Genomic DNA, 23,924 nt, shown 5'->3' with positions numbered 1-23,924 from the left:
TTGCTAGCCGCCGGGGGCGCAGTTGCTACACTATACGCGCTATACCCCCGGGGGGCGCCCCCACCGGGGCCGCCCCCCCCCCGGCCGGCGGGGGGGCGGGGGCCCCGCGGCCCCCGCGCCTCCAGTCCTTCACTCGGTCAGTCCCAGATCGAGACCCAGTCGATGTCGACGTGTCCGCTCGCGGACGCCGGCACGGAGCCGCCGATGGCGGTCTCCGCCTGCAGCGTGACCCGCATCGGGTCCGTCGGGACCGCCTTGCGGGTGACCGACACGAGCGAGTTGTTCCAGTAGAACCGGACCACGCCGTGGTCCCACTCGGTGGTCGCCACGTGGTAGCCGCTGCTCTGGGCCGACTTGGTCGGCTTCTGCACGCTGCCGTCGAACGACATCATCCCGTTCCGCATCGATCCCGGGATCGCCGACGCGGGTCGAGCCGTGCTGCCGAGGTCACCCTCGGGCCAGTCGATCTCGCCCTTGTTCCAGTCGTCGTCCGTCGGCCACAGCATCCCGACGAACTTGTAGCCCGGGGTGTCCGTCGTCTTGTAGCGGATGGACACCCGACCCGTGGTGTGTGCGCGGTAGTCGTCCGGCAGCACCGTGGCGACGAGTGGCTGCCCGTTCTCCGAGTGCACCCAGAAGTCGAGCTTGCCGTCCTTGACGCTCAGCACCTTGTCCGGTGCGTAGAGCCCGCGACCACTCGTGTCGCGGTAGCCGTCGTAGGCCCCGAGGCCCGGGTACTTGCTGAGGACGCTGCCGCGTGGTGCAGCGGTGGAGAAGTCCTCGGCGTACGTCTGCTTCCACGTCCGACCGTTCGACACCACCGTGCCCGTGGGCATCTTGGTCAGCGAGGTGGTCGCCGCTTCGGACGCGCTCGGTTGCTGCGCGAGTCCGATGACGACGGCACCGGCCGCGACGAGTGCCATCCCTGCGGCGACTCGCCTCCTGGTGCGGGTCCTGGTCGTGTGGTTCGTTTCCCTGTTGTCCATGTCCTTCTTCCGGGTGTCCCTGATCACCGTCTGCTCGCGTCCTCCTGCGGGTCGTGAGCGACGCGGAACCGTACCCCGTGCTCGCTGCCCGCCCGCCGAGGAGTCCCCAGGGAAATCGGATGAGCAATGCTCTGGGACAGCCGCGGATCGGCCCCCCGAACGGGGGACGCGTCACTGAGTGGATGTTCAGGATTCTGGTCGCACCTAGGCTGAGGCGGTGTTCGAACTCCACCACCTCGCCGCGCAGGAACTCTGGGACTGGATCCGACGCGGTGAGGCGACCGCGCTCGAGGTGACCGACCACTACCTGGCGAGGATCTCCCGGCTCGATCCCGGTCTCGGCGCCTTCGTGACGGTGACGGCGGACGCCGCACGCGACCGAGCCGAGCACCTCGGCCACCGGGTGCCGACGTCGCGGCCGCTGTGGGGCCTCCCGTCCGCCGACAAGGACCTGTACGACCGCGCCGGCGTCGCCACGCGGAACGGAACCACGAGTCTGCCCGACCGCCCCGCGGCAGCCGACCACCCGCTCGTCGCGGCGCTCGACGCCGCCGGTGCGGTGAGCCTCGGGAAGACGGCGTCGCCCGAGTTCGGGATGTCCTCGTCGTCGGAGACCCGGTTCGGCGTGACCCGGAACCCGTACGACACGAGCCGGGCGCCCGGGGGATCGTCGAGCGGTGCGGCGGTCGCGGTCGCGGCCGGACTCCTCCCGGCCGCGGTGGGGTCGGACGGTGGGGGCTCCGTGCGGATCCCGGCGGCGGCGACCGGGTTGGTGGGGCTGAAGCCGAGCCGTGGTCGTGTGCCGTCGATGCCCGGGCGCTCGGGCGTCGGCGGACTGTCGGTCGCGGGGCCGATCACGCGGAACGTCGCGGACGCGGGCATGCTGCTCGACGCGCTCGTGGCGCCGACCGGGCTCCCGGAGCCGCACCCGTACGCGCTGGTCACGCCCGACGTCGGCGAGGGGCCGTTCACCGCCGCGGCCGTCCGCGGCGAGGGGCGCTTCGTCGTCGGACTGCTCGAGGGCTCCCCGTGGGACGACACCGTCGACGTGGTGGTCGACCCCGCGGCACGCGCCGCCGTCGAGACCGCCGTCCGGGTGCTCGGCGAGGTCGGGCACGGCGTCGAGGACGTCCGGATGCCCCGGGCGCCGTACGCCGACGCCTTCCGGGTGGCGTGGGAGTCGAGCGCCGCCCGGCTGCCGATGGTCCCCGGGATCGACCTGTCCGGGTTGACGCCCCTGGTGTCGTGGCTCGTCGACCGCGGCCGCGCGCTGACCGGCACGCAGGTGCTCGACGCGATGACGGCGCTCGACACCTTCTCGGCGGCGCTCATCGGCGCGTTCGAGCGGTTCGACGCCGTCCTCACGCCGACCCTCGCGCTCACGCCGCGGCCGCTCGGCTGGTACGGGTCCGACCCGGAGGAGGACTTCCGCCGCCAGTGCGCCTACTCGCCGTGGACGTCGATGGCGAACGTGGCCGGGCTGCCGGCGATCACACTGCCCGTCGGTGTGACGGACGAGGAGCACCCGGACGGCGCGGGACTGCCGATGGGCGTGCAGCTCATCGGGCGTCCCGGTGGTGAACGGGTGCTCCTGGCGATCGGCGCGCAGCTCGAGCGACGGCTCCGGTGGCAGCGGCGGCACCCGGCGGCCTGGACCGCCTGACCGGGCGCTCGGCGTCGGTGGGCGTTCGGCGACCGCGGTCGGGGACGGCGAGCCGGCACGACATCGTCGTGGTCGTACGACGTCGGAGATGTCGCTCGTGCGCGTCCGCAACGGTTGCGCGCGCGGGGGAGTGACACCGTCGCTGTCGTACGACGTCGAAGATGTCGTTCCGAGTCCGCACCCGACGACGACCGCAACGCCGGCGCTACGGCAGCGTCGGCGCCGCCTCCACCAGGGCCCGGGTCACCGGGTGCTCCGGCGCATCGAGCAGGGACACCGGCCCGTGCTCGACGATCCGCCCCGCGGACATCACCGCCACCGTGTCGCACAGCCGCTGCACCACGCCGATGTCGTGCGACACCAGCACCAGCGTCAGCCCGAGGTCGTCCGCGAGCGACCGGAACAGCTCGATCACGCGGGCCCGCACCACCACGTCGAGGGCGCTCATCGGCTCGTCCCCGAACAGGATCCGCGGCGCGTGCACGACGGCCCGGGCGATCGCGATGCGCTGCCGCTGGCCGCCGGAGAACTCGTGCGGGTACCGGTCGACGACGTCGGCGGGGAGGTCGACGCGCGCGAGGACGTCCTGCACGAGCCTCCGGTGGTCCCCGTCGATCCGGAGCGCCCGCAGCGGCTCGGCCACGATCGCGCCCACGCGCATCCGCGGGTCGAGCGAGGCGTACGGGTCCTGGAAGACCACCCCGGTCTCGCGACGGAACCAGCGCATCGCGGCCGCGGACCCGGACGCCACCACTGGACGACCGGAGGCGGTCACGGTGCCTGCGGAAGGCGCCTCCAGGCCGGCGAGCAGCCGCACCAGCGTCGACTTGCCCGATCCGGACTCGCCGACGATCCCCAGGCGTGCGCCGGGCGCGACCGTCAGGTCGACGCCGTCCACCGCGGTCCGGACGGGCCCGGGTTCGAACGGGCCGCGGCGGGGGAGCCGGTAGGTGCGGTGCAGGTCGCGGGCGTGCAGGACGTCGGTCATGTGGAGCCTCCGGTCCGCGGGGCACGACGGGCCGTGGCGCGGGCTGCATCGACGAGGGCGGCCGTCGCGGGGTGCTGCGGTGCCGCGAGGAGTCCTGCGACCGACCCGTGTTCGACGACCCGGCCAGCGTCGAGCACGACGGCCGTGTCCGCGATCCGGGCGAGCACCGCGAGGTCGTGCGTGACGAAGACCATGCCCGCGGTGAGGCCCTCGAACAGCTCGAGGATCCGGGCCTCGGTCGTGACGTCGAGCGCCGTGGTCGGTTCGTCGGCCACGAGGTAGGACGGCTGACCGGCCATCGCCATCGCGATGCAGATCCGCTGCCGCTGCCCACCCGAGAGCTGGTGCGGGTACTGCCGCAGCAGCGACTCGGGGTCGGGCAGCCCCACGCTGACCGCGAGGTCGAGCGCGGCGGCCGCTGCGGCGCGCCGGTCGAGTCCGCGGTGCAGCCGGAGCGGCTCGGCGATCTGCGCCCCGACGCGGCGGAGCGGGTCGAGCGCGGTGCCGGGTTCCTGGAAGACCATCCCGATGCCGGCGCCGCGGTGGCGGGCCCGCTCACGATCGGGCAGGCCGACGAGCTCGGTGCCGTCCAACCGGACGCTGCCGGTGACGGTCGCGCCGGTCGGCTCGAGTCCCATCAGGGCGAGCGAGGTCATCGACTTGCCGGACCCGGACGCGCCGATCACGCCGACGCGGCGGCCAGGAGGCACGGTGAACGTCACGTCGTCGAGGATCGTCCGACGGTCGATGCGGACCGTCAGCCCACGCACCTCGAGCCCGGAGGCTGCGGTGCCCGGAGTGGTCGCGTCGCTCATGCGGTCACCCCCGTGCTCGTCGTGGCCGGGTCGTCCGGCGTGCGGGGCGCGGGTGCGCCGCCGGCCGCGCGGTCGTTCGTCGTCAGGCGCGGGTCCGTCGCGTCGCGGACGGCGTCGCCGAGCAGCGACAGCGCCGCGACGACCAGGGCGATGGCCGCACCGGGCCAGGTGGCGCTCCAGGGGTGCACGCCGATGTACGTCTGCAGGTCGGCGAGCATGCTGCCCCACGAGGCCGTGTTCGAGCCGGCGCCGTACCCGAGGTACGAGAGCCCGGCCTCGGCGAGGACCGCGGTGGCCATCGCGAGCGAGAGCTGCACGGTGAACAGCGGCGCCGCGTTCGGCACGAGGTGGCGGAACAGCACCCCGGCACCGCCCACGCCCGATGCCCGCGCGGCGGTGACGTAGTCGCTGCGGGCGATGCGGCGGATCTCCCCGCGGGCCACCCGGGCGATCGTGACGCCGAAGGACAGGCCGACGCTGACGATCACGACGCCGAGCGACCCGCCGGCGATCGCGGTGAGCAGCATCGCGGTGAGGAGGGTCGGGAACGCCACGAGGATGTCGAGCAGGACGGCCGTGCCCTCGCGGACCCAGCGCGCGGTGAGCGAGCCGATCGCGGTGAGGACCATGCCGACGACGCTCGCGATCACACCCGAGCCCACGGCGACGAGGACGGTCGTGCGGGTGCCGGCGAGCAGGTAGCTCGCGATGTCCCGGCCGGAGGCGTCGGTGCCGAACCAGTGCGCGGGGCTCGGCGGCTCCCACTGGTGGAAGGGGTCGGCGCGGAAGGGGTCCTGCGGCGTCCACACGAGCGACACCACGGCGAGGACGACGAGCAGGCCGAGGACGACCACGGCGAAGACCCCGGTCGGCCGGGCGAGGAGGCGGCGGATCACTCGGACACCTCGCGCTGTCGGGGGTCCAGCGTGCGGTGCACGACGTCGACGGCGAAGCCCACGAGCAGCACGAGTCCGGTCAGCACGAGCAGCTCGGACTGCACCTTCGTGATGTCGCGGCGCCCGACGTCGGTGACGAGCATGCGTCCGACGCCGGGGAGCGAGAAGAGCTGTTCGACGACGACGGCCCCGACCAGGAGCCCGGCGATCTGCACGCCGAGCACGGCCAGCACGGTCAGCGCCACCGACGGGAGCCCGTGCTTGACGAGCGCCTGCGCCCGGGTGAGCCCGATCGCCGCCGCCGTGCGGAGGTGGTCGGCGTCGAGCACCCCGAGCGTCGCCGACCGGGTGAAGCGCAGGATCACCGCACCCTCGACGGCACCGATCGTCAGCGCGGGCAGCACGAGCGCGGCGAACGCCCGACCGGGTTCGTCCCACCCGTCGAGCGGGAAGCCCTGCGTCGGGAGCCAGTGCAGCGTGACGGCGAACAGTGCCACGAGGAGCATGCCGGCCCAGACGATCGGGATCGCCGCGACCGCCTGCGCCACGAAGGCGATGACGGCACCGCCCGGGCGACGCCGCAGCACCGCCGCGAGCACGCCGAGCGGCACCCCGATGACGAGCGCGGTGACGAGCGACATGGCCGCGAGCGGCAGCGTGACGCTGAGCTTCTGGGCGATCTCGGGTGCGACCCGTCCGTCGGTGACGAGGGACCGCCCGAGGTCGCCGCGGAACAGCCCGCCGATCCAGTCGAGGTACTGCACGACGACCGGTCGGTCGAGCCCGAGCTGCTGGCGCAGTTCGGCCACCTGCGCCGGCGACGCCTGCGTGCCCGCGACGATCTGCGCCACGTCGCCGGGCAGCACCCGGAGCGTCGCGAAGATGATCACGCTGGCCACGAGCAGGCCGACGACGAGCAGGAGCACCCGCCCGATGAGGAACCGGGTCACGACACCGATGCTACGGGAGCCGTGGTCCGTGCCCGCCTCACTTGACGGCGAGCTTCGACAGGTCGAGGCGCGAGTTCGTGCCGTCGTACGGGAAGCCCGTGACGCCCTTCCGTACCGCGGTGATCGACGTCGCCGTGTAGAGCCACTCGCCGGCGGCGTCCTCGCTGACGATCCGCGCCGCCTTCTGCAGGTCGGCGACCTTGGCGGCCTCGTCCGTCGCGGCGACCGAGTCGGCGTAGAGCGACTGCACCTCGGCGTTGTCGTAGCCGAAGTAGTACTCCGGGTTCGCCCAGTTGCCGAAGTCGCGCGCCTCGACGTGGTTCACCATCGACAGGTCGAAGTCGCGCGTGCCGCTCTTCGGTGCTTCGAACACCTGCGAGAGCCAGGTGGCGAAGTCGACGCGCTTGACCGTCAGGGTGATGCCGACGTCGGCGAGCTGCGACTTCAGCACGTCGCCGATCGTCGCCGAGTAGATGTTCGCGTACGTCAGCGTGAGGTCGAGCTTCGGGTGGCCGGCCTCGGCGAGGAGCTTCTTCGCGTTCGCGGGGTCGTACGCGTCGATGTCGGTGAGGTCCTGGTAGCCGGGGTCGAGCTCGGGGATCGGGCCGCCCTGCTCGACGCCGGTGCCGCCGATCGCCTTGATGATCGCCTTGGCGTCGATCGCCTGACGGATCGCCTGGCGTACCCGCTTGTCGGTGAAGGGCGCCTTCTGGTCGTTGAACGCGAGCGTGTACTTGTCGGTCGTCTTGCCGGTGTGCAGCGTGATGTCCGAGCTGTTCTGCAGCTGGCTCTTGAGCGTGCCGTCGACGGCGGTCTGCACGTCGAGGTCGCCGTTCGCCATGGCGTTCACCGCGGTGGACGGCTGCGTGATGTAGCGGAAGACGACCTTGGCGACCTTCGCCTTCGTGCCCCAGTAGTCGGCGTTCCGCTCGAACGTGAGCGAGTCGCCCTGCTTCCAGCTCGACACCTCGTACGGACCGGTGCCGTTGGCGGTGTCCGACAGGTCGTTCTTCGCCGCCTTCTCGAGCACGAGGCCGGCGCGCCCCGTGAGGTTCCAGAGCAGGTCGGAGTCGGGCTTCGCGAGCTTGAGGACGACCGTGTCGGCGGAGGGTGACGTGATCGACGTCACGTTGGCGAGCTGCGCGGAGTCGACGTACGAATCGTTCGACTTGACCTGCTGCAGCGACCAGACGACGTCGGCCGCGGTGACGTCCTTGCCGTCCTGGAACGTGGTGCCGTCGCGCAGCGTGAACGTGTACGTCAGGCCGTCGTCCGACACCTGGTGCTTCGACGCCAGCACGTCGCGGACGTCACCGTCCGCCGTGCGGCCGACGAGCCCCTGGTAGACGTTGTCGATGAGCACCTGGTCGAGTGCGGCACCGGACTGCGTGCGGATGTCGAGGCTCGTCGGTTCGAGGACGAGGCCGACGCGGACGGTGGCGTCGGTGCCGCCGTCCTCGTTCGAGGATCCGGAGCAGCCGGTCAGCACGAGGGCCGATGCGACGGCCACCGCGGTCGCGGCGAGGGCCGCGCGGCCGAGGCGGGAGGTGCTGCGGGCGGGGAGCGGACTCATGGGTGGTGGGTTCCTTCCGGCGCGGTGGCGACGGTCGTCGCGCGCGCTTGCACGAGGTTAGCGGCGGCCGGGGTGCTCCGGCGACGGTTCTTCGATCCGGTGCAACAAACCGTTACGTTCCGCCCATGCCCGGATCGCCGTGGCCAGTTCGAGGGGGGCCTGGTTCTGCACGGCGTGCCGGGCCTCGACCGTGACGATCTCGGCGTCCGGCAGGCGCTCGGCGAACTGCGCGTGCAGCTTCGGTGACACGTAGCCGCGGTCGCCGCGGACGAGCAGGATCGGGACGTCGAGGGCCTCGAGGTCCGGCCACGCGTCCGCGAACCGCCCCACCGACGAGGTGTGGCCGGCGGGGAGGTGCGGGAAGTGGTGGCGCCGCACGAGCCGCCCGTCGGCCCCGAGCCGTGTGGTGTGCCGGGCCTCACGCAGGAGCACCGTGCGGTCGTCGCCGACGCGGGCCTCCACGGCGCGGTCGACGACCTGCTCGAGCGACGTGAACGGCTCCTCGGCCTCGAGCGCGCGGGCGATCCGGTCGACGGCTCGCTGGGCGAAGTCCGGCGACATGTCGACGAGCACGAGTCCGGTGACGCGCTCCGGTGCGGTCGCCGCCAGTCGGGCGGCGAGGATCGCGCCGAGGGAGTGCCCCACGACGATCCCGGGCCGGACCCCGAGCGCGTCGAGGGCCGCGAGCACGCTCGGTGCCGTCGCGCCGGCCCCGTAGTCCGCGTCGTCGCGCCACCCGGACCGGCCGTGGCCGGGCAGGTCCACGGCGACCGCCGGCTCGCCGACGGCGAGCGCGGTCTGGTCGAAGCTGTGGGCGTCGATGCCGAGCCCGTGCAGGTAGGTGATCCGCGCCTCCTGGTCGTCCGCCGTGTCCCAGCGGATCGCGGCGATCTCCCGTCCGTCGGTGGTGCGGACCACCTGCCTGGAGGCGCGCATCGGCTCCGTCACGCCGCTCGCGTGGGCGAGGTCGGCCAGGTCTGCGAATTCGTCGTCGGCATCGGGCACGGGGACGATCCTCGCACCGTGCGGACCCTTGGGTCTCTTAGGTAAGGCATGCCATACTTGCCGTCGTGGCAGCCCGGTACCGTGTCTTCCCCGTCCGCGTGGCAGCCGTCACGTCCCTCACCCCGCACTTCGTCCGGGTGACCCTGACGGGCGACGCCCTCGCCGAGTTCTCGTCCGTCGGCCTCGACCAGCGCATCAAGATCGTGCTGCCGATCCCCGGGCACGGCTTCACGGACCTGCCCGACGGCGAGGACTGGTACGCCGCCTGGCGTGCCCTGCCCGACGCGGTCCGGAACCCGCTCCGCACCTACACGGTCCGCTCCTTCCGACCGGACGCCCGCGAGCTCGACATCGACTTCGTCGCGCACGGCGACACCGGACCCGCCTCGCGCTGGGTCTCGGAGTGCCGGGTCGGCGACGAACTGCGCATCGTCGGGCCGGCGGTGCCGTCGTCGCCCGCGGAGCTCCCGACCGGTGCGGCCGAGTTCGACCCCGGCGCCGCGAACCGGATCCTGCTCGCCGGCGACGAGACCGCCGCCCCCGCCATCTGCGCCATCCTCGAGGCGCTCGACGTCGCCACCGTCGGCCACGTCTTCATCGAGGTCCCGACCGACGCCGACCGACTGCCGGTGTCCGCACCCGCCGGCGTCGAGGTCCGCTGGATCGCCCGGAACGGCGCCTCGCACGGCGTCCGGATGACCGACCAGGTGCACGCCTGGGCGTCGACCGTCGCGGCGGGGCCGGCGTGCGGCGACGCGGGGGAGTTCACGGACGTCGACGTCGACGAGCAGGTGCTCTGGGACATCCCGGCCGGCGACGAGCCGCGGCCCGTCTACGCCTGGATCGCGGGCGAGGCCGGGTGCGTCAAGGAGCTCCGCCGGCACCTCGTGCGCGGTGTCGGGCTCGACCGGAAGCAGGTCGCGTTCATGGGGTACTGGCGGCACGGCAAGGCCGAGAATTGACCGGTTCCACCGACGGTGCCGGGGCTGCGTCGTCTGTGCCGGCGACCGCGCTCGGGGCCCGTGGGCTGACGCTCGCGTACGACGACCGGGTCGTGGTGTCCGCGCTCGACGTCGACATCCCGGACGGTGAACTCACCGTCATCGTCGGGCCGAACGCGTGCGGCAAGTCGACGCTGCTGAAGTCGTTCGCGCGGACGCTCAAGCCGACCGCCGGCACCGTGTACCTCGACGGGTCGCCGATCTCGTCCCTCCGGCCGAAGGCCGTCGCACGCCGCGTCGGGATGCTCCCGCAGACCCCGATCGCGCCGGACGGCATCACCGTGCGCGACCTGGTGTCCCGGGGGCGGTTCCCGCACCAGGACCTGCTGCACCCCTCGTCGGGGTCGGACCGGCGGGCCGTGCAGGCCGCGCTCGAGCAGACGTCGACCGTGTCGCTCGCCGACCGCAGCGTGGACGAGCTGTCCGGCGGCCAGCGACAGCGGGTGTGGATCGCGATGGTGCTCGCGCAGGAGACCGACATCGTCCTGCTCGACGAGCCCACCACGTTCCTGGACATCGCGCACCAGTACGACGTACTCGAGCTGGCCTCGGCGTTGCACGCGGCCGGTCGGACGGTCGTCGCGGTGCTGCACGACCTCAACCAGGCGGCGCGGTACGCCACGCACGTGATCGCGATGCGTGACGGGTCGATCGTGGCGTCGGGGCCGCCGGCGTCGGTGGTGACGGCCGACCTCGTCGAGGACGTGTTCGGGCTGCCGTGCGTGGTCGTCGCCGACCCCGAGACGGGCACGCCCCTCGTGGTGCCGCGGCGCCCCGCGGCCTGACGCGCGGCGCGCCGCGGCGCGGGCGCGCGGGCGCTGGCGCCCGGTCAGGTCGCACGAAGTGCCGCTCGCGCGCGCCGCGGGCGGCACTTCGTGCGACCCGGGCGTCACGCCCACGGCGTGTCGTGCGACCTCGAGACGGACGTGACCCGTCGCGGTGGGCGCACACCGTTCCGGACGGGAGGCACGGTGCGAGACCGTCCCGCGCCTCCCGTCGGGGTGTCGGCGAGCTCCACCCCCGCGAGATCGCGAGAACTGCCGCTCGCGCGCCCGGCGCGCGGCACTTCGTGCGACCTCGTCACCACGCGCGCGGCGTGTCGTGCGACCTCGGGGCGGGCGCGCGCGCCTCGGCGTCAGCGGTAGTTGCCGTCCTCGAGGCCGGCCTCGATCTCGAACCGGTTCCGCAGCGGATCCTGCCCGGCCAACGCGTACACGATCGGCATGAGCATCCCGTACCGCCGCCACTGGTCGACGTGCACCCGCTCGTGCCGGAGCACCCGGTCGCCGTCGTTGTCCCGCGTGAGGTAGACCGACCCCACGCAGGTGCCACCGCGGCGGAACACCCACCGCGGCAGCCCGGTGCACACGATCAGCCCGTCGACCACCCGCACCTTCCCGGTGGAGAGCGGGACGCCGACGGCGAGGCCGATCGCGGTCGCGAACGCCCACCCCGCCCGGGACACGGGGGAGTCGAGCATGGGGTTCCGCACCGCTACTCCGGGCGGCCGTAGGTCTCGAGCAGTCGCAGCCAGATCTCGTTCATCGTCGGGTAGGCGGGGACGGCGTGCCAGAGGCGGTCGACGTGCACCTCGCCCACGACGGCGATCGTCGCGGCGTGCAGCATCTCGGCGACGTCCTGCCCGACGAAGGTCACGCCGACGACGACCCCGCGGTCCTCGTCGACGACCATCTTCGCCCGCCCGGTGTAGCCGTCCGCCTGCAGCGAGGCGCCGGCGACGTTGCCGAGCTCGTACTCGACCGCCCGGACGTTCAGCCCCTGCTCGCGGGCCTTGGCCTCGGTCAGGCCGACGCTCGCGACCTCGGGATCGGTGAACGTGACCTGCGGGACCGCAGCGTGGTCGGCGGTGGCGACGTGCGCACCCCACGGTTCGGTGTGCAGCGGCGTGCCCTGGTGCCGGGCGGCGATCGCCTCGCCCGCGGCACGCGCCTGGTACTTGCCCTGGTGGGTGAGGAGCACGCGGTGGTTGACGTCGCCCACGGCGTAGAGCCAGTCGGTGCCCTGCACGAGCATCGTGTCGTCGACCTGCAGCCAGTCGCCCGCGGTCAGCCCGACGGACTCGAGGCCGAGGTCCTTCGTGGTCGCGGCACGTCCGGTCGCGGCGAGGACCTCGCTCGTGATGACCGTCGAGCCGTCGTCGAGCGTCGTCGTGACGAGGCCGTGCTCGTCGCGGTCGACGCGGGTGGGGTTCACGCCGGTGCGGACGTCGACGCCCAGCTCGCGGAGGGAGTCGGCGACGAGCTCTCCCGCGAACGGCTCCATGCCGCCGAGCAGGCCGTGCCGTGCGACGAGCGTGACCTTCGCCCCGAGGGACGCCCACGCGGTCGCGAGCTCCGAGCCGGAGACACCGCCGCCGATGACGAGCAGGCTCTCGGGCACGGTCTGCGCGCTGGTGGCCTCACGCGTGCCCCACGGCGTCGCGTCGGCCAGCCCCGGGACGTCGGGGAGGGTGTGCAGCGAGCCCGTGACGACCGCGATCGCCGCGGCTGCCGTGTACGTCGTGCCGTCGACCTCGATCGTCTTCTCGCCGGTGATCCGGGCGTGGCCGCGGATGAGGTCGATGTCGGCGGACTCGAGCCACGAGACCTGGCCGTCGTCCTTCCAGTCCGAGGTGAAGGAGTTCCGTCGGGCGAGCACGTGCGCCGCGTCGAGGTCGCCCGTGACCGCCTGCTTCGCACCGTCGAGTCGCTTCGCCGCTGCGAGCGCGTGCCCGCTGCGCAGCAGGGCCTTGGACGGCATGCACGCCCAGTAGGAGCACTCGCCGCCGACGAGCTCGGCCTCCACGATGGCGACCGACAGGCCGCGCTTCTTGGCGTAGTCCGCCACGTTCTCGCCGACTGCGCCGGCGCCGATCACGATGAGGTCGTAGTCCGTCATGTCGCCGAGCGTACGCGGATCGGCATGGATCATGCCGGGCGCGGTGCGTACCCGTGGAGAACGGGTCCGCGGGGGAGCGCGGGGACCGTCAGACGGTGCGGGACGCGCTCGTCAGCGCGCCGACCGCACGCAGGATGACGCCGAGGTCGTCGACCGCGCGGTCCGGGTCGACCGGCGCGAACCCGGTGAGGGCCGCGCCCGCCAGTCGTCGTCCGCGCGTGGCGGCCTGGATGCGCTCGACGAGTCCGGCGCCGTCCAACCCGAACGGGACGGGCTCGAGCAGCCCGTCGACCTCGGACGGGTCGAGGACGTCCAGGTCGACGTGCACGAACACCGCCTGGGCACCGGTGGCGTCCACCGCTGCCGCGATCGCGTCCGGGGTGGCGGCGTCGACGTCGAGGTGCACGATCCCGGCACGGTCGAGGGCACCTCGCTCGGCGTCCTCGACCCCACGCACGCCGGCGACGACGACGGACGAGGCCGCCAGGGTCGGAAGCGCCGGGAACAGGTCGTCGGGGCGGTCCACGAGGATGCGGAGCACGGCGGTCTCGGCGGCGACGGGCTGGGCGCGGTTGAGTGCCCGGAAGCCGCTCGACCCCGCGATCCGCACGAAGGCGGTGTCCGGTCCGAGCCCGACCGTGGCGCCGAGCACGCTCGCACCGTCACCGCCGACGACGAGGACCGGCTCGCTCGACACCGTGGTCTCCTCGGCGACGCGTTCGGCCACCGAGAGCACCGAGGTGTACCGGGCGACGGCCGTCTCGAGACGATCGCCGGCGCCCGCCGGGACGTCGACCACGGTGGTCGACGCGCGCGGGAGGTCGGCCGCGATCGCCGCGGCTCCGTCCCCGAGGCGCATCGCACGGGACGACGCCGAACCCTGCCACTGACCGACCACGAGGAACTGCATCGTGCCAGTCTGTCAGGCGGGGTCCGGCGTCGTCCGAGGAGCGCGTCAGACGCTCGACGAACCGCCGGACTTGAGGGCGGCGAGCCGTGCCTCGACCTCGGCGTCCTTGCCGACGTCCTCGAGGCTCTCGAACTGCGAGTCGAGGCTCGACGACTGCAGCTCCTGCTGGCCGAGGACCTTCGCCTCTTCGCGGCGCACCTTCTCCTCGAAGCGGCCGAGGTCGCTCGTCGGGTCGAGCACGTCGATGTTGCCGAGCGCGTCGTTGACCTTGGACTGCGCCTCGGCCGTCTTCGACCGGGCGACGAGGTTGTCGCGCTTCGAGCGGAGTTCCTCGAGCTTCTGCTCCATGCCGGCGAGGCCCGACTTGAGCTTCTCCACCGCCTCGTTCTGCGAGGCGAGGTTCGGCTCGGCGTCCTTGACCTCCTGCTCGGCCGCGATCTGCTTGCCGATCGCGATCTTGGCGAGGTTGTCGAACTTGTCCGCCTCGACCGTCTTGCCCTCGGTGCGGTACTTGTCCGCAGCGGAGGAGGCGTTGGCGGCCTTCTGGCCCCACTCCACCGCTGCCCGCTTGTCCTCTTCGTGGTCCTGCTCGAGCAGTCGGACGTTGCCGATCGTCTGCGCGATCGCCGTCTTGGCGTCCGCGATGTTGTTCGTGTAGTCCCGCACGAGCTGGTCGAGCATCTTCTGGGGATCCTCGGCGTCGTCGATGAGCTGGTTGATGTTCGCCCGGACGAGGGTCGAGATCCGCCCGAAGATCGTCTGCTTTGCCATTGCTGTTCCCTTTCGTGGAAGGACTGGTGTGGTGCTGTTGGTCTGTGGTGCCCGGTCTAGAAGCGGCCGCCGCCGGAGAAACCGCCCCCGCCGCCCCCGCCCCCGCCGCCTCCGCCGCCGAAGCCGCCTCCGCGCCCGAAGCCGCCGCCACCGCCGAAGCCGCCACCCCCGAAGGAGCCGCCGCCGTAGCTGCCGCCGCGACCGCCGAGCAGGCCACCGAGCACGATGCCGGTGACGAGGCCGCCGAGCTGCGCGCCGTTGCCGCCACCGCCGCCGAAGCCGCCGCCACCGCCCCAGCCGCCCATGTCGTCGTTCGCGGCGTCCATCGCGGCCGCCGCGTACTGCTCGGCCGCACGCGCTGCCTGGAGCGCCTGCCCCGGGTCCGTCGTGGCGAGCTGGACGGCGTCGTCGAGTGCTCGTTGCGCCTCGGACAGCCGCGTCCGCGCCGTCGGTCCGACCCCGCCGCGGTGCAGGGAGATGAACTCGCGCGCCTGGCTGATCCGGTTCCGGGCGTCGCGGAGCGCGTCGTCGAGCGCGCGGGACGCCCGACGCTGCTGTTCCTCGGCGCCACGGGCCGCGGCGATGGCCTGGTCGATCTCGGTGTTCGCCTTGGTGAGGGCGTCGACCGCGGTGATCGGGTCCTTCGGGTCGAAGCCCTGCCGCAGCACGGTCTCGGCACGGGTGACCGCGGCGGCGAGTTCCGGTCCGCCGACGGTGAGGGTGCGCGCCGCGGCGACGTCGCCCTCGATGTCGACGCGCATCGCCTCGGCGCGTGCGGTGGCCTCGGCGAAGCTCGCCTCGGCAGCGCTCGCGCTCGACGTGAGCTGCTGCACCTGCGCGAGGGCGTGCTGGGCGTCGCGCACGGCGACGACCGCCTCGCCCTTGTCGCCCGCGGCGATCGCGGCGGTGGCCGCCTGGGACCGTTCGGTCGCGTAGGCGAGGACCTGCTCGGCCTGGTCGACGCTGTCCGACACGGTCGCGAGGGTCCGGCCGGTGTACGCCGAGCGGACCCGGTCCAGCGCGGCGCTCGCCTGCTGGACCGATGCCGGGGCGGCGGCGACGGCCTGCGCGAGCGCGGCAGCGGCTTCCTCGACGCCGTCCTCGAGCGAGCGGAGCTTGTCGAACGACTCCGTCTGCTCCTCGATCGAGGCGTGCGCCTGCTCGCAGATGGCGATGATCTGGTTCGCCCAGTCGGCGCGCTGCTGCGGGGAGTCCGGGATCTCGTCGTCGAGCTGCTGCTGGAACGTGAAGGCCTTGCGCACGGCTTGCTGCGCCGCGGCGACCGCCTCGGCGAAGGGCTTCGCGGCGTCGGCCCCGAACTGCGCGGTGGCGAACCCGACCTCTTGCTCGGCGGTGCGCAGCTCGTCGTCGATCGTCACGAGGGCGCCACCGGCGGTCCGCTCGAGGTCGGCGAGGGACGCCTCCTGCGCCTTCGTCGCGGCGGCCGTCCGGCGCTTGTTCCGCGTCCGGATGACGAGCACCACGACGACGACCGCGACGACCACGACGGCGAGGAGGATCCACAGCCAGGTGAGGTCCGGCGGCGCCTGGGTGTCGGCGAGGCCGTTCGCGAAGGCCAGCGCGGCACCGGACCAGTCGCTCTGCTTGAGGGCCGGCAGCAGGTCGTCGTCCACCGCGGACTGGACGTCGGACGACGAGATGCTCGTCTCGTTCGTCTGCTGGACGTCGTAGTTCCGGTCGTCGACGGCGACCGACAGCAGGATGCCGTCGGAGTCGATCTGGTTCGCCGACATCGTCGCGGCGCCCCACTCGGTGTGGTCCGACGGGTTCGTGAACGTCGGGACGAAGACGACGTAGAGCTGGGTCTTCGTGTCCGTGTAGAGCTGTTGCACGGCGTTCTCGATCCGGGACTGCTGCGAGGAGCTGAGCACGTCGGCCTCGTCGAGGACGTACGCGCCACCGAGGTCGACCGGCGCGGTCGCTCGCGCCGTCGCCGCCGGCGCCAGCACGAGGAACACGGCCAGGAGTGCCGCAGCGATGCGTCCCACCAGCCCCGGCGTCCCCCTGTCGGTCCTCGTCCTGCCCGTGGCCGATCCGCCCTGGACCGCTCGCATCCGTCCTCCGTCCGTCGCCGTGATCACGGTCCGAGTACCCCCGGAACCGCGCCCCGGAGCGCTGTTGCCCGGAGTCTATCCACGCCGCGCAGCGCTCGGACAGACTCCGGGCGAACCCTCGTGGAACCCCGGGCCTGTGCAGGCGTTGTACCCCGGACCGGGGTATGCTCGGGGAGCGTTCGACGACGAACGAGACAGGGGAACTGCAATGGAGCGAACAACCAGCACCGAGGTCGTCCCACTCGAGGACGGCTACCACCGTGTGTCGACGCCGGCGAGCGGTGTCATCGGCTTCGTGCGCGAGCACGACGGCCGCTACGAGGTCCTCCGCGGACGGGTGCGCCAGGCGACCCGGTCCGAAGGGCTCTACAGCACGATGAACGTCGCGCTCATCGCGCTCACCCACGCCTGAACCACCCGACGTAGGCTCGCCTGCGTGAGTCTCCCGCGCCTCCAGACCGTCGTGGTGACGGTCCGGCGGTCCGGCGGCAGTCCCGACGCGGACCGGGAGGCGCTGCTCACCGCCGTCGCGTCGGCGGCGGATGTCGACGTGTCGGCCGTGCGCGCGGGGCGCGTCTGCCCGCACTGCGCTGCGACGGACCACGGCCGCCCCTGGGCCGAGGTCGACGGCTCCGCCGTCGGGGTGAGCCTCGCACGGACCGCCGACCTCGTCGCACTGGCCGTCGGACCGCCCGGGATCGGCGTCGACCTCGAGCGCGTGTCGCGGGTCGCAGCGGCCCCGCTCGACGCGTTCACGCCCGGGGAGCTCGCCCGGTCCGGCGACGACACTGCCCGGGCGGCGTGCTGGGCCGTGAAGGAGGCCGTCCTGAAGCGTGACGGCCGAGGACTCCGGGTGGACCCCACCCGCGTCGACGTCGACCTGGGCAGGGGCACGGCGGTCCTGGACGGGGTGTCGCAGCCGGTCACGGTGCTGTTCCCCGCGGTCGACGTGGTGCTCGCGGTCGCGGCGGGCGGGGCTCCGCTCAGCGTGGGAGCGTGAGGACCTCGACGCCGTCCTCGGTGATCGCCACCGTGTGCTCGGTGTGCGCGGTGCGTGCTCCCGTGGCACTGCGGAGCGTCCAGCCGTCCGGGTCGGTGACGAGCACGTCGGTGTCCGCCATCACCCACGGCTCGAGCGCGAGGAGCAGCCCGGGGCGGAGGGTGTAGCCGCGTCCGGGTCGCCCGGTGTTCGACACGTGCGGGTCCTGGTGCATCGTCGAGCCGATGCCGTGGCCGCCGAACTCGACGTTGACGGGGTAGCCGGCGCCCTCGAGCACCGTGCCGATGGCGTGCGACAGGTCGCCCGTGCGGACCCCGGGGCCGGCGGTCTCGATCGCTGCGGCGAGAGCGCGCTCGGTGGCGTCGATGAGGGCCAGGTCGGCCGGGTCCGGTGTGCCGACCACGAAGCTGACGGCGGCGTCGGCGGCGATGCCGTCGAGCGAGACGGCCAGGTCGAGCGTCAGCAGGTCGCCGTCCTGCAGGGTCCGGTCGTGGGGGAGTCCGTGCAGGACGGCGTCGTTGACGGCGGTGCACACGTGGTGGCCGAACGGCCCGCGTCCGAACGACGGGGCGTAGTCGACGTAGCAGGACTCGGCGCCGGCGTCCTCGATCATCGCCTTCGTCCACCGGTCGATCTCGAGCAGGTTCGTGCCGACGCGGGTGCGCTCGCGCAGGGTCTGCAGGATCGTGCCGACGAGGGCTCCGGTGGCGCGGGCCCGGTCGACCTCGGCCGGGGTGAGGATCTCGATCATGGGATGATCATACCGGTACTGGAAGACCGGTATTAGTGTGGGCGCATGGTCCGTCTCCCGCTCAGCCCCGACGAGGTCGCCCGTGGTCGGCGGCTCGGAGCGCTGCTCCGCCGTGCCCGCGGGGAGCGCTCGATGCTCGACACGGCGCTGCGGGCCGGGATCTCGCCGGAGACGCTGCGGAAGATCGAGACCGGCCGCATCGCGACGCCGGCGTTCTCGACCATCGCGTCCGTCGCCGGGGTCGTCGGGCTGTCCCTCGACGCGGTGTGGGCCGAGGTGAACGGCGCCTCGGAGACGGCCGACGTCGGCGGCGCCCCGGACCTGGTCGAGACCGCGAGCTGACGCGCGCGACGCCGCCGACGGTTCCCTAGAGCGCGGGGACGGTGGGCTCGTCGAGCCAGGGTGCCGTCACGGCCCGGACCGCGTCGACGTCGGTCCCTGCTGCGTCGGCGAACGCGGCGTGCACGTCCTCCGGTGCGACCGACCCGTACCGGTGTCGCTCGGTGATCGTCCGGAGCCCGGCGAAGAACGCGTCGTCGCCGACCGACCGACGGACGGCGTGCAGGGCCAGGGCGCCGCGCTTGTAGACCCGGTCGTCGAACATGTCCTTCGGGCCCGGGTCGGCCACGACGAGGTCCTCGGGCTGCTCCAGGAGCCCGTCGCGGTACGTCGCCGCGAGGGTGTCCGCCGACTCGCCGCCGCGGTGCTCCGACCAGAGCCACTCGGCGTAGCAGGCGAAGCCCTCGTGCAACCAGATGTCCTTCCACCTGGTGACCGTCACGGAGTTGCCGAACCACTGGTGCGCGAGCTCGTGTGCGATGAGCCGGTCGGTGCCGTGCTCGCCGTCGACGTGGTTCCGGCCGAAGACCGCCAGGCCGTGCGCCTCGAGCGGGATCTCGAGCTCGTCGTCGGTCACCACGACGCCGTACGACGCGAACGGGTACGGCCCGAACCGGTCCGCGTACAGGGCGAGCATGTCCGGTACCCGTCCGAAGTCCGTCTTCGCGGCCGTGCCGAGGTCGGCGGGGTGGTGCAGCGTGACGGGGGTGTCCGAGCCGCGGAGCTTCGTCGTGCGGTAGCGCCCGATCTGCACCGTCGCGAGGTACGTCGCCATCGGCTCGGTCGTGGCGTACGTCCACGTCGTGCCGGCGCGGGCGCGCTCCTTGCCGAGCAGCTCGCCGTTCGCGACGACGTCGTACGCGGCCTCGGCGGTGATCTCGAACCGGTAGGTGGCCTTGTCGTCCGGTCGGTCGTTGCACGGGAACCACGACGGGGCGCCGGTGGGCTGTGCCGCGACGATGACACCGTCGGTCAGCTCCTCCCAGCCGATCTGGCCCCACGGACTGCGGAGCGGGTGCGGTGTGCCGCGGTACCGCACGTGGACGGTGAAGTCCGTGCCGGCGGCGACCGGCTCGGCCGGGGTCACGGTGAGCTTGTGCGTCGCGGCCGTGTGCTTCTTCGCCCGCTTGCCGTCGACGTCCACCCGGTCGACCGTCATGCCGTGCAGGTCGAGGACGACACGGTCGAGGTCCTCGTGCGCTCGGCCGGTGATCGTCGCGGTGCCGTCGAGGCGGTTCGTCGCGACGCGGTACTCCAGACGGAGCTCGTAGTGGTGGGCGCTCCACCGTCGGTCGCCGCTGTGCGGGGTGTACGGGTCGGCGTCTGGGTTCGTCGAGGCGGGCTTCACGGTGCCGTCGAGTCTGCCACGGCGACGTGCTCGACGGACGACCGCGCCGGCACCGGCGGCGCCGATGTCCACGGAGCGATCGGGTTGCCGGACCAGTGCGTCCCGCCGGGCACCTGCTCGCCGCGCATCACGAGGGACGCCGGCCCGACGGTGGCGCCCGGTCCGATGCCCGCAGCCGGCAGCACCACGCTGTGCGGCCCGAGCGTCGCACCCGGGTCGAGGCGGACCTCGTCGAGCTGCATCACCCGGTCGTGGAACAGGTGCGTCTGCACGACCGTGCCGCGGGCCACGGAGGCCCCGGACCCGATCGTCACGAGGTCGGCCTCCGGGAGCCAGTACGTCTCGAGCCAGGTACCGCGGCCGATCGTCGCCCCGAGACTGCGGAGCCACGCCGCGAGGGCCGGCGTCCCCGTCGCCTGCTCGGCGAACCACGGCCGGGCGACGGTCTCGACGAACGTGTCCTGCACCTCGTTCCGCCACACGAACGACGACCAGAGCGGGTGCTCGCGGGCGGCGATCCGGCCGACGAAGGACCACTTCGCGATCGTCGACACCACGGCCGCGACGGCACCGGCGACGATGAGCACCGGCCCGGCGAGCAGCACCGTCCACCCGATGCCGACGGCCGTCCAGAGCGCGAGCAGCGTGCCGACGACCCCGAGCGCGATCCCCGCGGACACCATCGGGGCGACCAGGCGCAGGAGTTCCCAGCAGCCTCGAGCGACCTTGAGGGACCGCGGCGGCCGGAACGTGCGCTCCTCGTCGAACTCCGCCGTGGCGCGCCGGAGCCGCACCGGGGGAGAGCCGAGCCACGACGATCCGCGCTTCGCCTTCTTCGGGACGGCGGACAGCACCGCGACCAGGGCCTCGCGCGGCACCGAACGTCCGGCGCCCGTCATCCCGCTGTTGCCGAGGAACGCCCGTCGCCCCACCTTCGACCGACCGATCCGCACCCGACCGCCGCCGAGCTCGTACGTGGCCACCATCGTGTCGTCGGCGAGGAACGCCCCCGAGGCGATCTGCGTGAGCGCCGGGATGAGCAGGACCGTCGAGATCTCGGTGTTCCGTCCCACCCGCGCCCCGAGCAGTCGGAGCCAGAGCGGGGTCACGAGCGACGCGTACACCGGGAACAGCAGCGTCCGGGCGCCGTCGAGGATCCGCTCGGTCGTCCACACCTGCCAGCCGATCCGGGAGCGCACCGGGTGCCGACCCTCGTGCAGACCGATCCCGAGCAACCGCACCGCGGCCACGACGAGTGCCGCGTACACGAGCCCCGCGACGACCGTCCCCACCGGTACCCACGCCAGCGCGAGCAGCACGGCCCTCTGGAGGGACGCGACCGGTCCGACGAGGAGCCACACCAGCCCCACCCCCGCGGCGACACCGATCACCGGCAACCCGGCCACGGCCAGGGACCCGGCCCCGTACGCCAGCAGCCACCGGCGTCGGGACGGGGGCCGCGCCTCCCGGTCGTGCCGAGCCGACCCGACGCGTTCCGCCGGCGACCCCGCCCACCGCTCCCCGTCGGGGACCCGGTCGGCAACCGCGGAACCGGCCTCCACCTCGGCACCGACGCCCACGTGCGCACCCGGCAGCAGCGTCGTCCGGCTGTGCACCACGGCGTCCGCGTCGATCCGGACCCGGCCGAGCCGGAACACGTCGCCGTCGACCCAGTGTCCGGCGAGGTCGACCTCGGGCTCGATCGACGCCCGCTTGCCGACCGTCAGCATCCCGGTCACCGGCGGCAGCGCGTGCAGGTCCACGTCCTTGCCGATCGTCGCGCCCAAGGCCCTGGCGTAGTAGCTGATCCACGGCGCACCGGCCGTCGAGGGGCCGTCCACCGCCTCGGCGATCCGCTCCGCGAGCCAGACCCGCACGTGCACCGACCCGCCACGGGGGTGGTCACCCGGACGCACCCCGACGAGGAGGGCCCGGACGAGGACGACCGTCACGGCCATCTTCCCCGCCGGGGTGACGAACAGGACGAGCGCCACGACGAGCGCCGGCAAGGGCAGCACCGGGACGGACGGCAGCGTCGTCGCGTGCAGCACCGCCGCCACGAGCGCCGTCCACGTCAGCACCCGCAGACCACGGAGCACCTGCAGGGGCAGCCCGAGCACTGTCATCACCACACCCGTCGCCAGCGGGACCGGCCGGACGTCGCGTGGCACCGACGTCACCGGGCCGGAGTCGTCGAGCGCGTCCGCCAGCGCCCCGATCCGCGGGTGGTCGTACACGTCGGCCACCGTCGTCGTCGGGAAGCGCTCACGGATCGCCGACACGAGCTGCGCCGCCGTCAGCGACCCGCCGCCGTGCGCGAAGAAGTCGTCGTCGACGCTCGCCACCGGCACCCCGAGGATCGCGGACCACCGCTCGGCGATCCACGCCACCGTGTCCGGGAGCATCGCCGTGTCCGACGACCCCGGCAACGGCCACGGGAGCGCGGCACGGTCGACCTTGCCCGAGGTCCGCGTCGGCAGCGAGTCCACCACCGCGAGCAGGGGCACGAGCGCCGCCGGGAGCTCCTCGCGCAGCCGAGCGTTCGCCGCCGCCGCGTCCACCGTCGCACCCGCGACCGGCGCGACGTACCCGACCAGCACCTGGTTGCCCGCCGGCGTCCGCTGCACCACGGCTGCACCCCCGGCCACGTCCGGCAGGCCCTGCAGCGCCGCGTCGATCTCCCCGAGCTCGATGCGACGACCGCCGAGCTTCACCTGGTCGTCCGCACGACCCTGGAACACGAGTCCCTCGGGGTCGTACCGCACCAGGTCCCCGCTCCGGTACGCCCGCTCCCACCCGAGCTCCGGGAACGGCGCGTACTTCTCGGCGTCCTTCGCCGGGTCCAGGTACCGCCCGAGCCCGACGCCGCCGATGACGAGCTCCCCGACGCCCCCCGGCTCCACCCGGGCACCCGCCGCGTCCACGACCGCGAGGTCCCAGCCGTCCAACGGCAACCCGATCCGGATCGGCGTGCTCCCGTCGAGCAGGGCACCGCACGCCACCACCGTCGCCTCGGTCGGACCGTACGTGTTCCACACCTCCCGCTCGCGGCTCGCGATCCGCGCAGCGAGCTCCGGCGGGCAGGCCTCACCACCGAAGATGACCAACCGCACCTGCTCCAGCGCGTCGTCCGGCCACAGCGCCGCGAGCGTCGGCACCGTCGACACCACCGTGATCCCGTGCGCGATGAGCCACGGCCCCAGGTCCACCCCGGTGCGCACGAGCGACCGCGGCGCCGGCACCAGACACGCACCGTGGCCCCACGCCAACCACATCTCCTCGCACGACGCGTCGAACGCCACGCTCAGACCCGCCAGCACCCGGTCGCCCGGACCGATCGGCGCGGCCGGCAGGAACATCCGCGCCTCGGCGTCCACGAACGCCGCAGCGGACCGGTGCGTCACGGCGACGCCCTTGGGCACACCGGTCGACCCGGACGTGAAGATGATCCACGCGTCGTCGTCCTGCCGGGGGAGCTCGGCGCTCGCCGCGGGGTCGGTCACCGGGAGTTCCGCGCCGTCGCGGTCACGCAGGACGCCGCCCACTCCGATCACGCCGACGACGCCGGCCTCGCCGAACACCAGCGTGGCGCGTTCCTCGGGGTCGTCGGCGTCCACCGGGACGTACGCCGCGCCGGCCGCGAGGACCGCGAGGATCGACACGTACAGGTCGCGCCCGCCGGACGGGATCCGGACGCCCACCCGGTCGCCCCGTCGGACCCCGCGGCGCGCGAGGTCGTCGGCCTGCTCGTGCACCAGTCGCACGAGCGTCGCGTAGTCGATCGTGCCGGCCGGGTCCTCGAGCGCGGTGGCGTCGGGGTGCTCGGCGGCGGTCGCGGTGAGGACGTCGAGCAGGGTCCGTGGTGCCGGGGCGTCGGCGCCCCGGGCGAGTTCGTGCTGCGGGTTCCCGGTGGCTGCGGTCATCGAGTCCTCTTCCCGGTCGCGTGCGGGGTCGA

Annotated in this window: 21 protein-coding genes; 6 read left to right on the top strand and 15 right to left on the bottom strand. The window is 73.3% G+C overall.

What is annotated here, in order from left to right; all coding sequences use genetic code 11:
• Window positions 1–137: 137 nt before the first annotated feature.
• The gene (locus J2X60_RS08095; RefSeq protein ID WP_309779750.1) at window positions 138–923 is read right to left on the bottom strand and encodes a glycoside hydrolase family 16 protein; all 786 of its coding nucleotides are present in this window, start codon (window positions 921–923) and stop codon (window positions 138–140) included.
• Window positions 924–1,203: 280 nt separating this feature from the next.
• On the opposite strand from J2X60_RS08095, the gene J2X60_RS08090 reads away from it, so the two are divergent.
• Window positions 1,204–2,649 (top strand): amidase, encoded by a 1,446-nt coding sequence (locus J2X60_RS08090; RefSeq protein ID WP_309887041.1) that lies wholly within the window; start codon window positions 1,204–1,206, stop codon window positions 2,647–2,649.
• Window positions 2,650–2,854: 205 nt separating this feature from the next.
• On the opposite strand, the gene J2X60_RS08085 is transcribed toward J2X60_RS08090, so the two are convergent.
• From J2X60_RS08085 to J2X60_RS08060, 6 genes are read right to left on the bottom strand one after another with little or no spacing between them, the layout of a single operon-like run.
• On the bottom strand, window positions 2,855–3,637 hold the full coding sequence (locus tag J2X60_RS08085) for a dipeptide/oligopeptide/nickel ABC transporter ATP-binding protein (protein WP_309887040.1): 783 nt from the start codon (window positions 3,635–3,637) through the stop codon (window positions 2,855–2,857).
• Window positions 3,634–4,452: an ABC transporter ATP-binding protein gene (locus J2X60_RS08080; RefSeq protein ID WP_309887039.1), complete on the bottom strand. Its 819-nt coding sequence runs from the start codon at window positions 4,450–4,452 to the stop codon at window positions 3,634–3,636. The genes J2X60_RS08085 and J2X60_RS08080 overlap by 4 nt, the downstream gene beginning before the upstream one ends.
• Window positions 4,449–5,348 (bottom strand): ABC transporter permease, encoded by a 900-nt coding sequence (locus tag J2X60_RS08075; protein ID WP_309887038.1) that lies wholly within the window; start codon window positions 5,346–5,348, stop codon window positions 4,449–4,451. Before J2X60_RS08075 ends, J2X60_RS08080 begins: the two co-directional genes overlap by 4 nt.
• Window positions 5,345–6,298, bottom strand: coding sequence for an ABC transporter permease (locus tag J2X60_RS08070; RefSeq protein ID WP_309887037.1), 954 nt, complete (start codon window positions 6,296–6,298; stop codon window positions 5,345–5,347). Before J2X60_RS08070 ends, J2X60_RS08075 begins: the two co-directional genes overlap by 4 nt.
• Window positions 6,299–6,335: 37 nt before the next feature.
• Window positions 6,336–7,871 carry an ABC transporter substrate-binding protein gene (locus J2X60_RS08065; RefSeq protein ID WP_309887036.1) on the bottom strand — a complete coding sequence of 512 codons (1,536 nt, stop codon included), beginning with the start codon at window positions 7,869–7,871 and terminating at the stop codon, window positions 6,336–6,338.
• 57 nt (window positions 7,872–7,928) lie between these two features.
• Window positions 7,929–8,876 (bottom strand): alpha/beta fold hydrolase, encoded by a 948-nt coding sequence (locus J2X60_RS08060; protein WP_309887035.1) that lies wholly within the window; start codon window positions 8,874–8,876, stop codon window positions 7,929–7,931.
• Window positions 8,877–8,941: 65 nt separating this feature from the next.
• On the opposite strand from J2X60_RS08060, the gene J2X60_RS08055 reads away from it, so the two are divergent.
• Together J2X60_RS08055 and J2X60_RS08050 are read left to right on the top strand one after the other, a co-directional pair.
• Window positions 8,942–9,838 (top strand): siderophore-interacting protein, encoded by an 897-nt coding sequence (locus J2X60_RS08055; protein WP_309887034.1) that lies wholly within the window; start codon window positions 8,942–8,944, stop codon window positions 9,836–9,838.
• Complete coding sequence (locus J2X60_RS08050) at window positions 9,835–10,662, top strand: ABC transporter ATP-binding protein (RefSeq protein WP_309887033.1); 828 nt, start codon at window positions 9,835–9,837, stop codon at window positions 10,660–10,662. The genes J2X60_RS08055 and J2X60_RS08050 overlap by 4 nt, the downstream gene beginning before the upstream one ends.
• Window positions 10,663–11,012: 350 nt before the next feature.
• Here J2X60_RS08050 and J2X60_RS08045 read toward each other — a convergent pair whose 3' ends face one another.
• The 5 genes from J2X60_RS08045 to J2X60_RS08025 all read right to left on the bottom strand — a co-directional run bounded on the left by J2X60_RS08045 (window position 11,013) and on the right by J2X60_RS08025 (window position 16,465).
• Window positions 11,013–11,357, bottom strand: coding sequence for a Fe-S oxidoreductase (locus J2X60_RS08045; protein ID WP_309887032.1), 345 nt, complete (start codon window positions 11,355–11,357; stop codon window positions 11,013–11,015).
• A gap of 14 nt (window positions 11,358–11,371) precedes the next feature.
• Window positions 11,372–12,775, bottom strand: a complete 1,404-nt coding sequence (locus tag J2X60_RS08040; RefSeq protein WP_309887031.1) for an NAD(P)/FAD-dependent oxidoreductase — start codon at window positions 12,773–12,775, stop codon at window positions 11,372–11,374.
• An 88-nt stretch (window positions 12,776–12,863) separates the two neighbouring features.
• Entirely contained in the window at window positions 12,864–13,685 is an 822-nt protein-coding gene (locus J2X60_RS08035; RefSeq protein ID WP_309887030.1) for an arginase family protein, read from the bottom strand.
• A gap of 45 nt (window positions 13,686–13,730) precedes the next feature.
• On the bottom strand, window positions 13,731–14,456 hold the full coding sequence (locus J2X60_RS08030; RefSeq protein ID WP_309887029.1) for a PspA/IM30 family protein: 726 nt from the start codon (window positions 14,454–14,456) through the stop codon (window positions 13,731–13,733).
• Window positions 14,457–14,512: 56 nt separating this feature from the next.
• Window positions 14,513–16,465 carry a TPM domain-containing protein gene (locus J2X60_RS08025; protein ID WP_309887028.1) on the bottom strand — a complete coding sequence of 651 codons (1,953 nt, stop codon included), beginning with the start codon at window positions 16,463–16,465 and terminating at the stop codon, window positions 14,513–14,515.
• A 274-nt stretch (window positions 16,466–16,739) separates the two neighbouring features.
• On the opposite strand from J2X60_RS08025, the gene J2X60_RS08020 reads away from it, so the two are divergent.
• A complete protein-coding gene (locus tag J2X60_RS08020) occupies window positions 16,740–16,943 on the top strand; it encodes a hypothetical protein (RefSeq protein WP_022905704.1) in 204 nt (67 codons plus the stop codon).
• Between the two features lie 24 nt (window positions 16,944–16,967).
• Window positions 16,968–17,531: a 4'-phosphopantetheinyl transferase superfamily protein gene (locus tag J2X60_RS08015; protein WP_309887027.1), complete on the top strand. Its 564-nt coding sequence runs from the start codon at window positions 16,968–16,970 to the stop codon at window positions 17,529–17,531.
• Here the strand turns inward: J2X60_RS08015 and map are convergent.
• Window positions 17,515–18,282, bottom strand: coding sequence for a type I methionyl aminopeptidase (gene map / locus J2X60_RS08010; RefSeq protein WP_071302524.1), 768 nt, complete (start codon window positions 18,280–18,282; stop codon window positions 17,515–17,517). The genes J2X60_RS08015 and map overlap by 17 nt on opposite strands.
• 45 nt (window positions 18,283–18,327) lie before the next feature.
• Here map and J2X60_RS08005 point away from each other — a divergent pair, with 45 nt between their 5' ends.
• Window positions 18,328–18,624, top strand: a complete 297-nt coding sequence (locus J2X60_RS08005) for a helix-turn-helix transcriptional regulator (protein WP_309887026.1) — start codon at window positions 18,328–18,330, stop codon at window positions 18,622–18,624.
• Between the two features lie 25 nt (window positions 18,625–18,649).
• Here J2X60_RS08005 and J2X60_RS08000 read toward each other — a convergent pair whose 3' ends face one another.
• Both J2X60_RS08000 and J2X60_RS07995 read right to left on the bottom strand, forming a co-directional pair.
• Window positions 18,650–20,041, bottom strand: a complete 1,392-nt coding sequence (locus J2X60_RS08000; RefSeq protein ID WP_309887025.1) for a M1 family metallopeptidase — start codon at window positions 20,039–20,041, stop codon at window positions 18,650–18,652.
• Window positions 19,966–23,892 carry a Pls/PosA family non-ribosomal peptide synthetase gene (locus J2X60_RS07995; protein ID WP_309887024.1) on the bottom strand — a complete coding sequence of 1,309 codons (3,927 nt, stop codon included), beginning with the start codon at window positions 23,890–23,892 and terminating at the stop codon, window positions 19,966–19,968. Before J2X60_RS07995 ends, J2X60_RS08000 begins: the two co-directional genes overlap by 76 nt.
• Between the last annotated feature and the right edge of the window lie 32 nt (window positions 23,893–23,924).

The sequence above is a fragment of the Curtobacterium sp. 320 genome (assembly GCF_031455235.1).
Lineage (GTDB): Bacteria > Actinomycetota > Actinomycetes > Actinomycetales > Microbacteriaceae > Curtobacterium.
This window is presented reverse-complemented; position numbering and strand designations above follow the sequence as displayed.

Coding starts and splice junctions, on each gene's coding strand:
- J2X60_RS08095 (WP_309779750.1), bottom strand. CDS start 923: ATGGCACTCGTCGCGGCCGGTGCCGTCGTCATCGGACTCGCGCAGCAA.
- J2X60_RS08085 (WP_309887040.1), bottom strand. CDS start 3,637: ATGACCGACGTCCTGCACGCCCGCGACCTGCACCGCACCTACCGGCTC.
- J2X60_RS08020 (WP_022905704.1), top strand. CDS start 16,740: ATGGAGCGAACAACCAGCACCGAGGTCGTCCCACTCGAGGACGGCTAC.
- J2X60_RS08030 (WP_309887029.1), bottom strand. CDS start 14,456: ATGGCAAAGCAGACGATCTTCGGGCGGATCTCGACCCTCGTCCGGGCG.
- map (WP_071302524.1), bottom strand. CDS start 18,282: ATGATCGAGATCCTCACCCCGGCCGAGGTCGACCGGGCCCGCGCCACC.
- J2X60_RS08040 (WP_309887031.1), bottom strand. CDS start 12,775: ATGACGGACTACGACCTCATCGTGATCGGCGCCGGCGCAGTCGGCGAG.
- J2X60_RS08080 (WP_309887039.1), bottom strand. CDS start 4,452: ATGAGCGACGCGACCACTCCGGGCACCGCAGCCTCCGGGCTCGAGGTG.
- J2X60_RS07995 (WP_309887024.1), bottom strand. CDS start 23,892: ATGACCGCAGCCACCGGGAACCCGCAGCACGAACTCGCCCGGGGCGCC.
- J2X60_RS08045 (WP_309887032.1), bottom strand. CDS start 11,357: ATGCTCGACTCCCCCGTGTCCCGGGCGGGGTGGGCGTTCGCGACCGCG.
- J2X60_RS08035 (WP_309887030.1), bottom strand. CDS start 13,685: ATGCAGTTCCTCGTGGTCGGTCAGTGGCAGGGTTCGGCGTCGTCCCGT.
- J2X60_RS08005 (WP_309887026.1), top strand. CDS start 18,328: ATGGTCCGTCTCCCGCTCAGCCCCGACGAGGTCGCCCGTGGTCGGCGG.
- J2X60_RS08065 (WP_309887036.1), bottom strand. CDS start 7,871: ATGAGTCCGCTCCCCGCCCGCAGCACCTCCCGCCTCGGCCGCGCGGCC.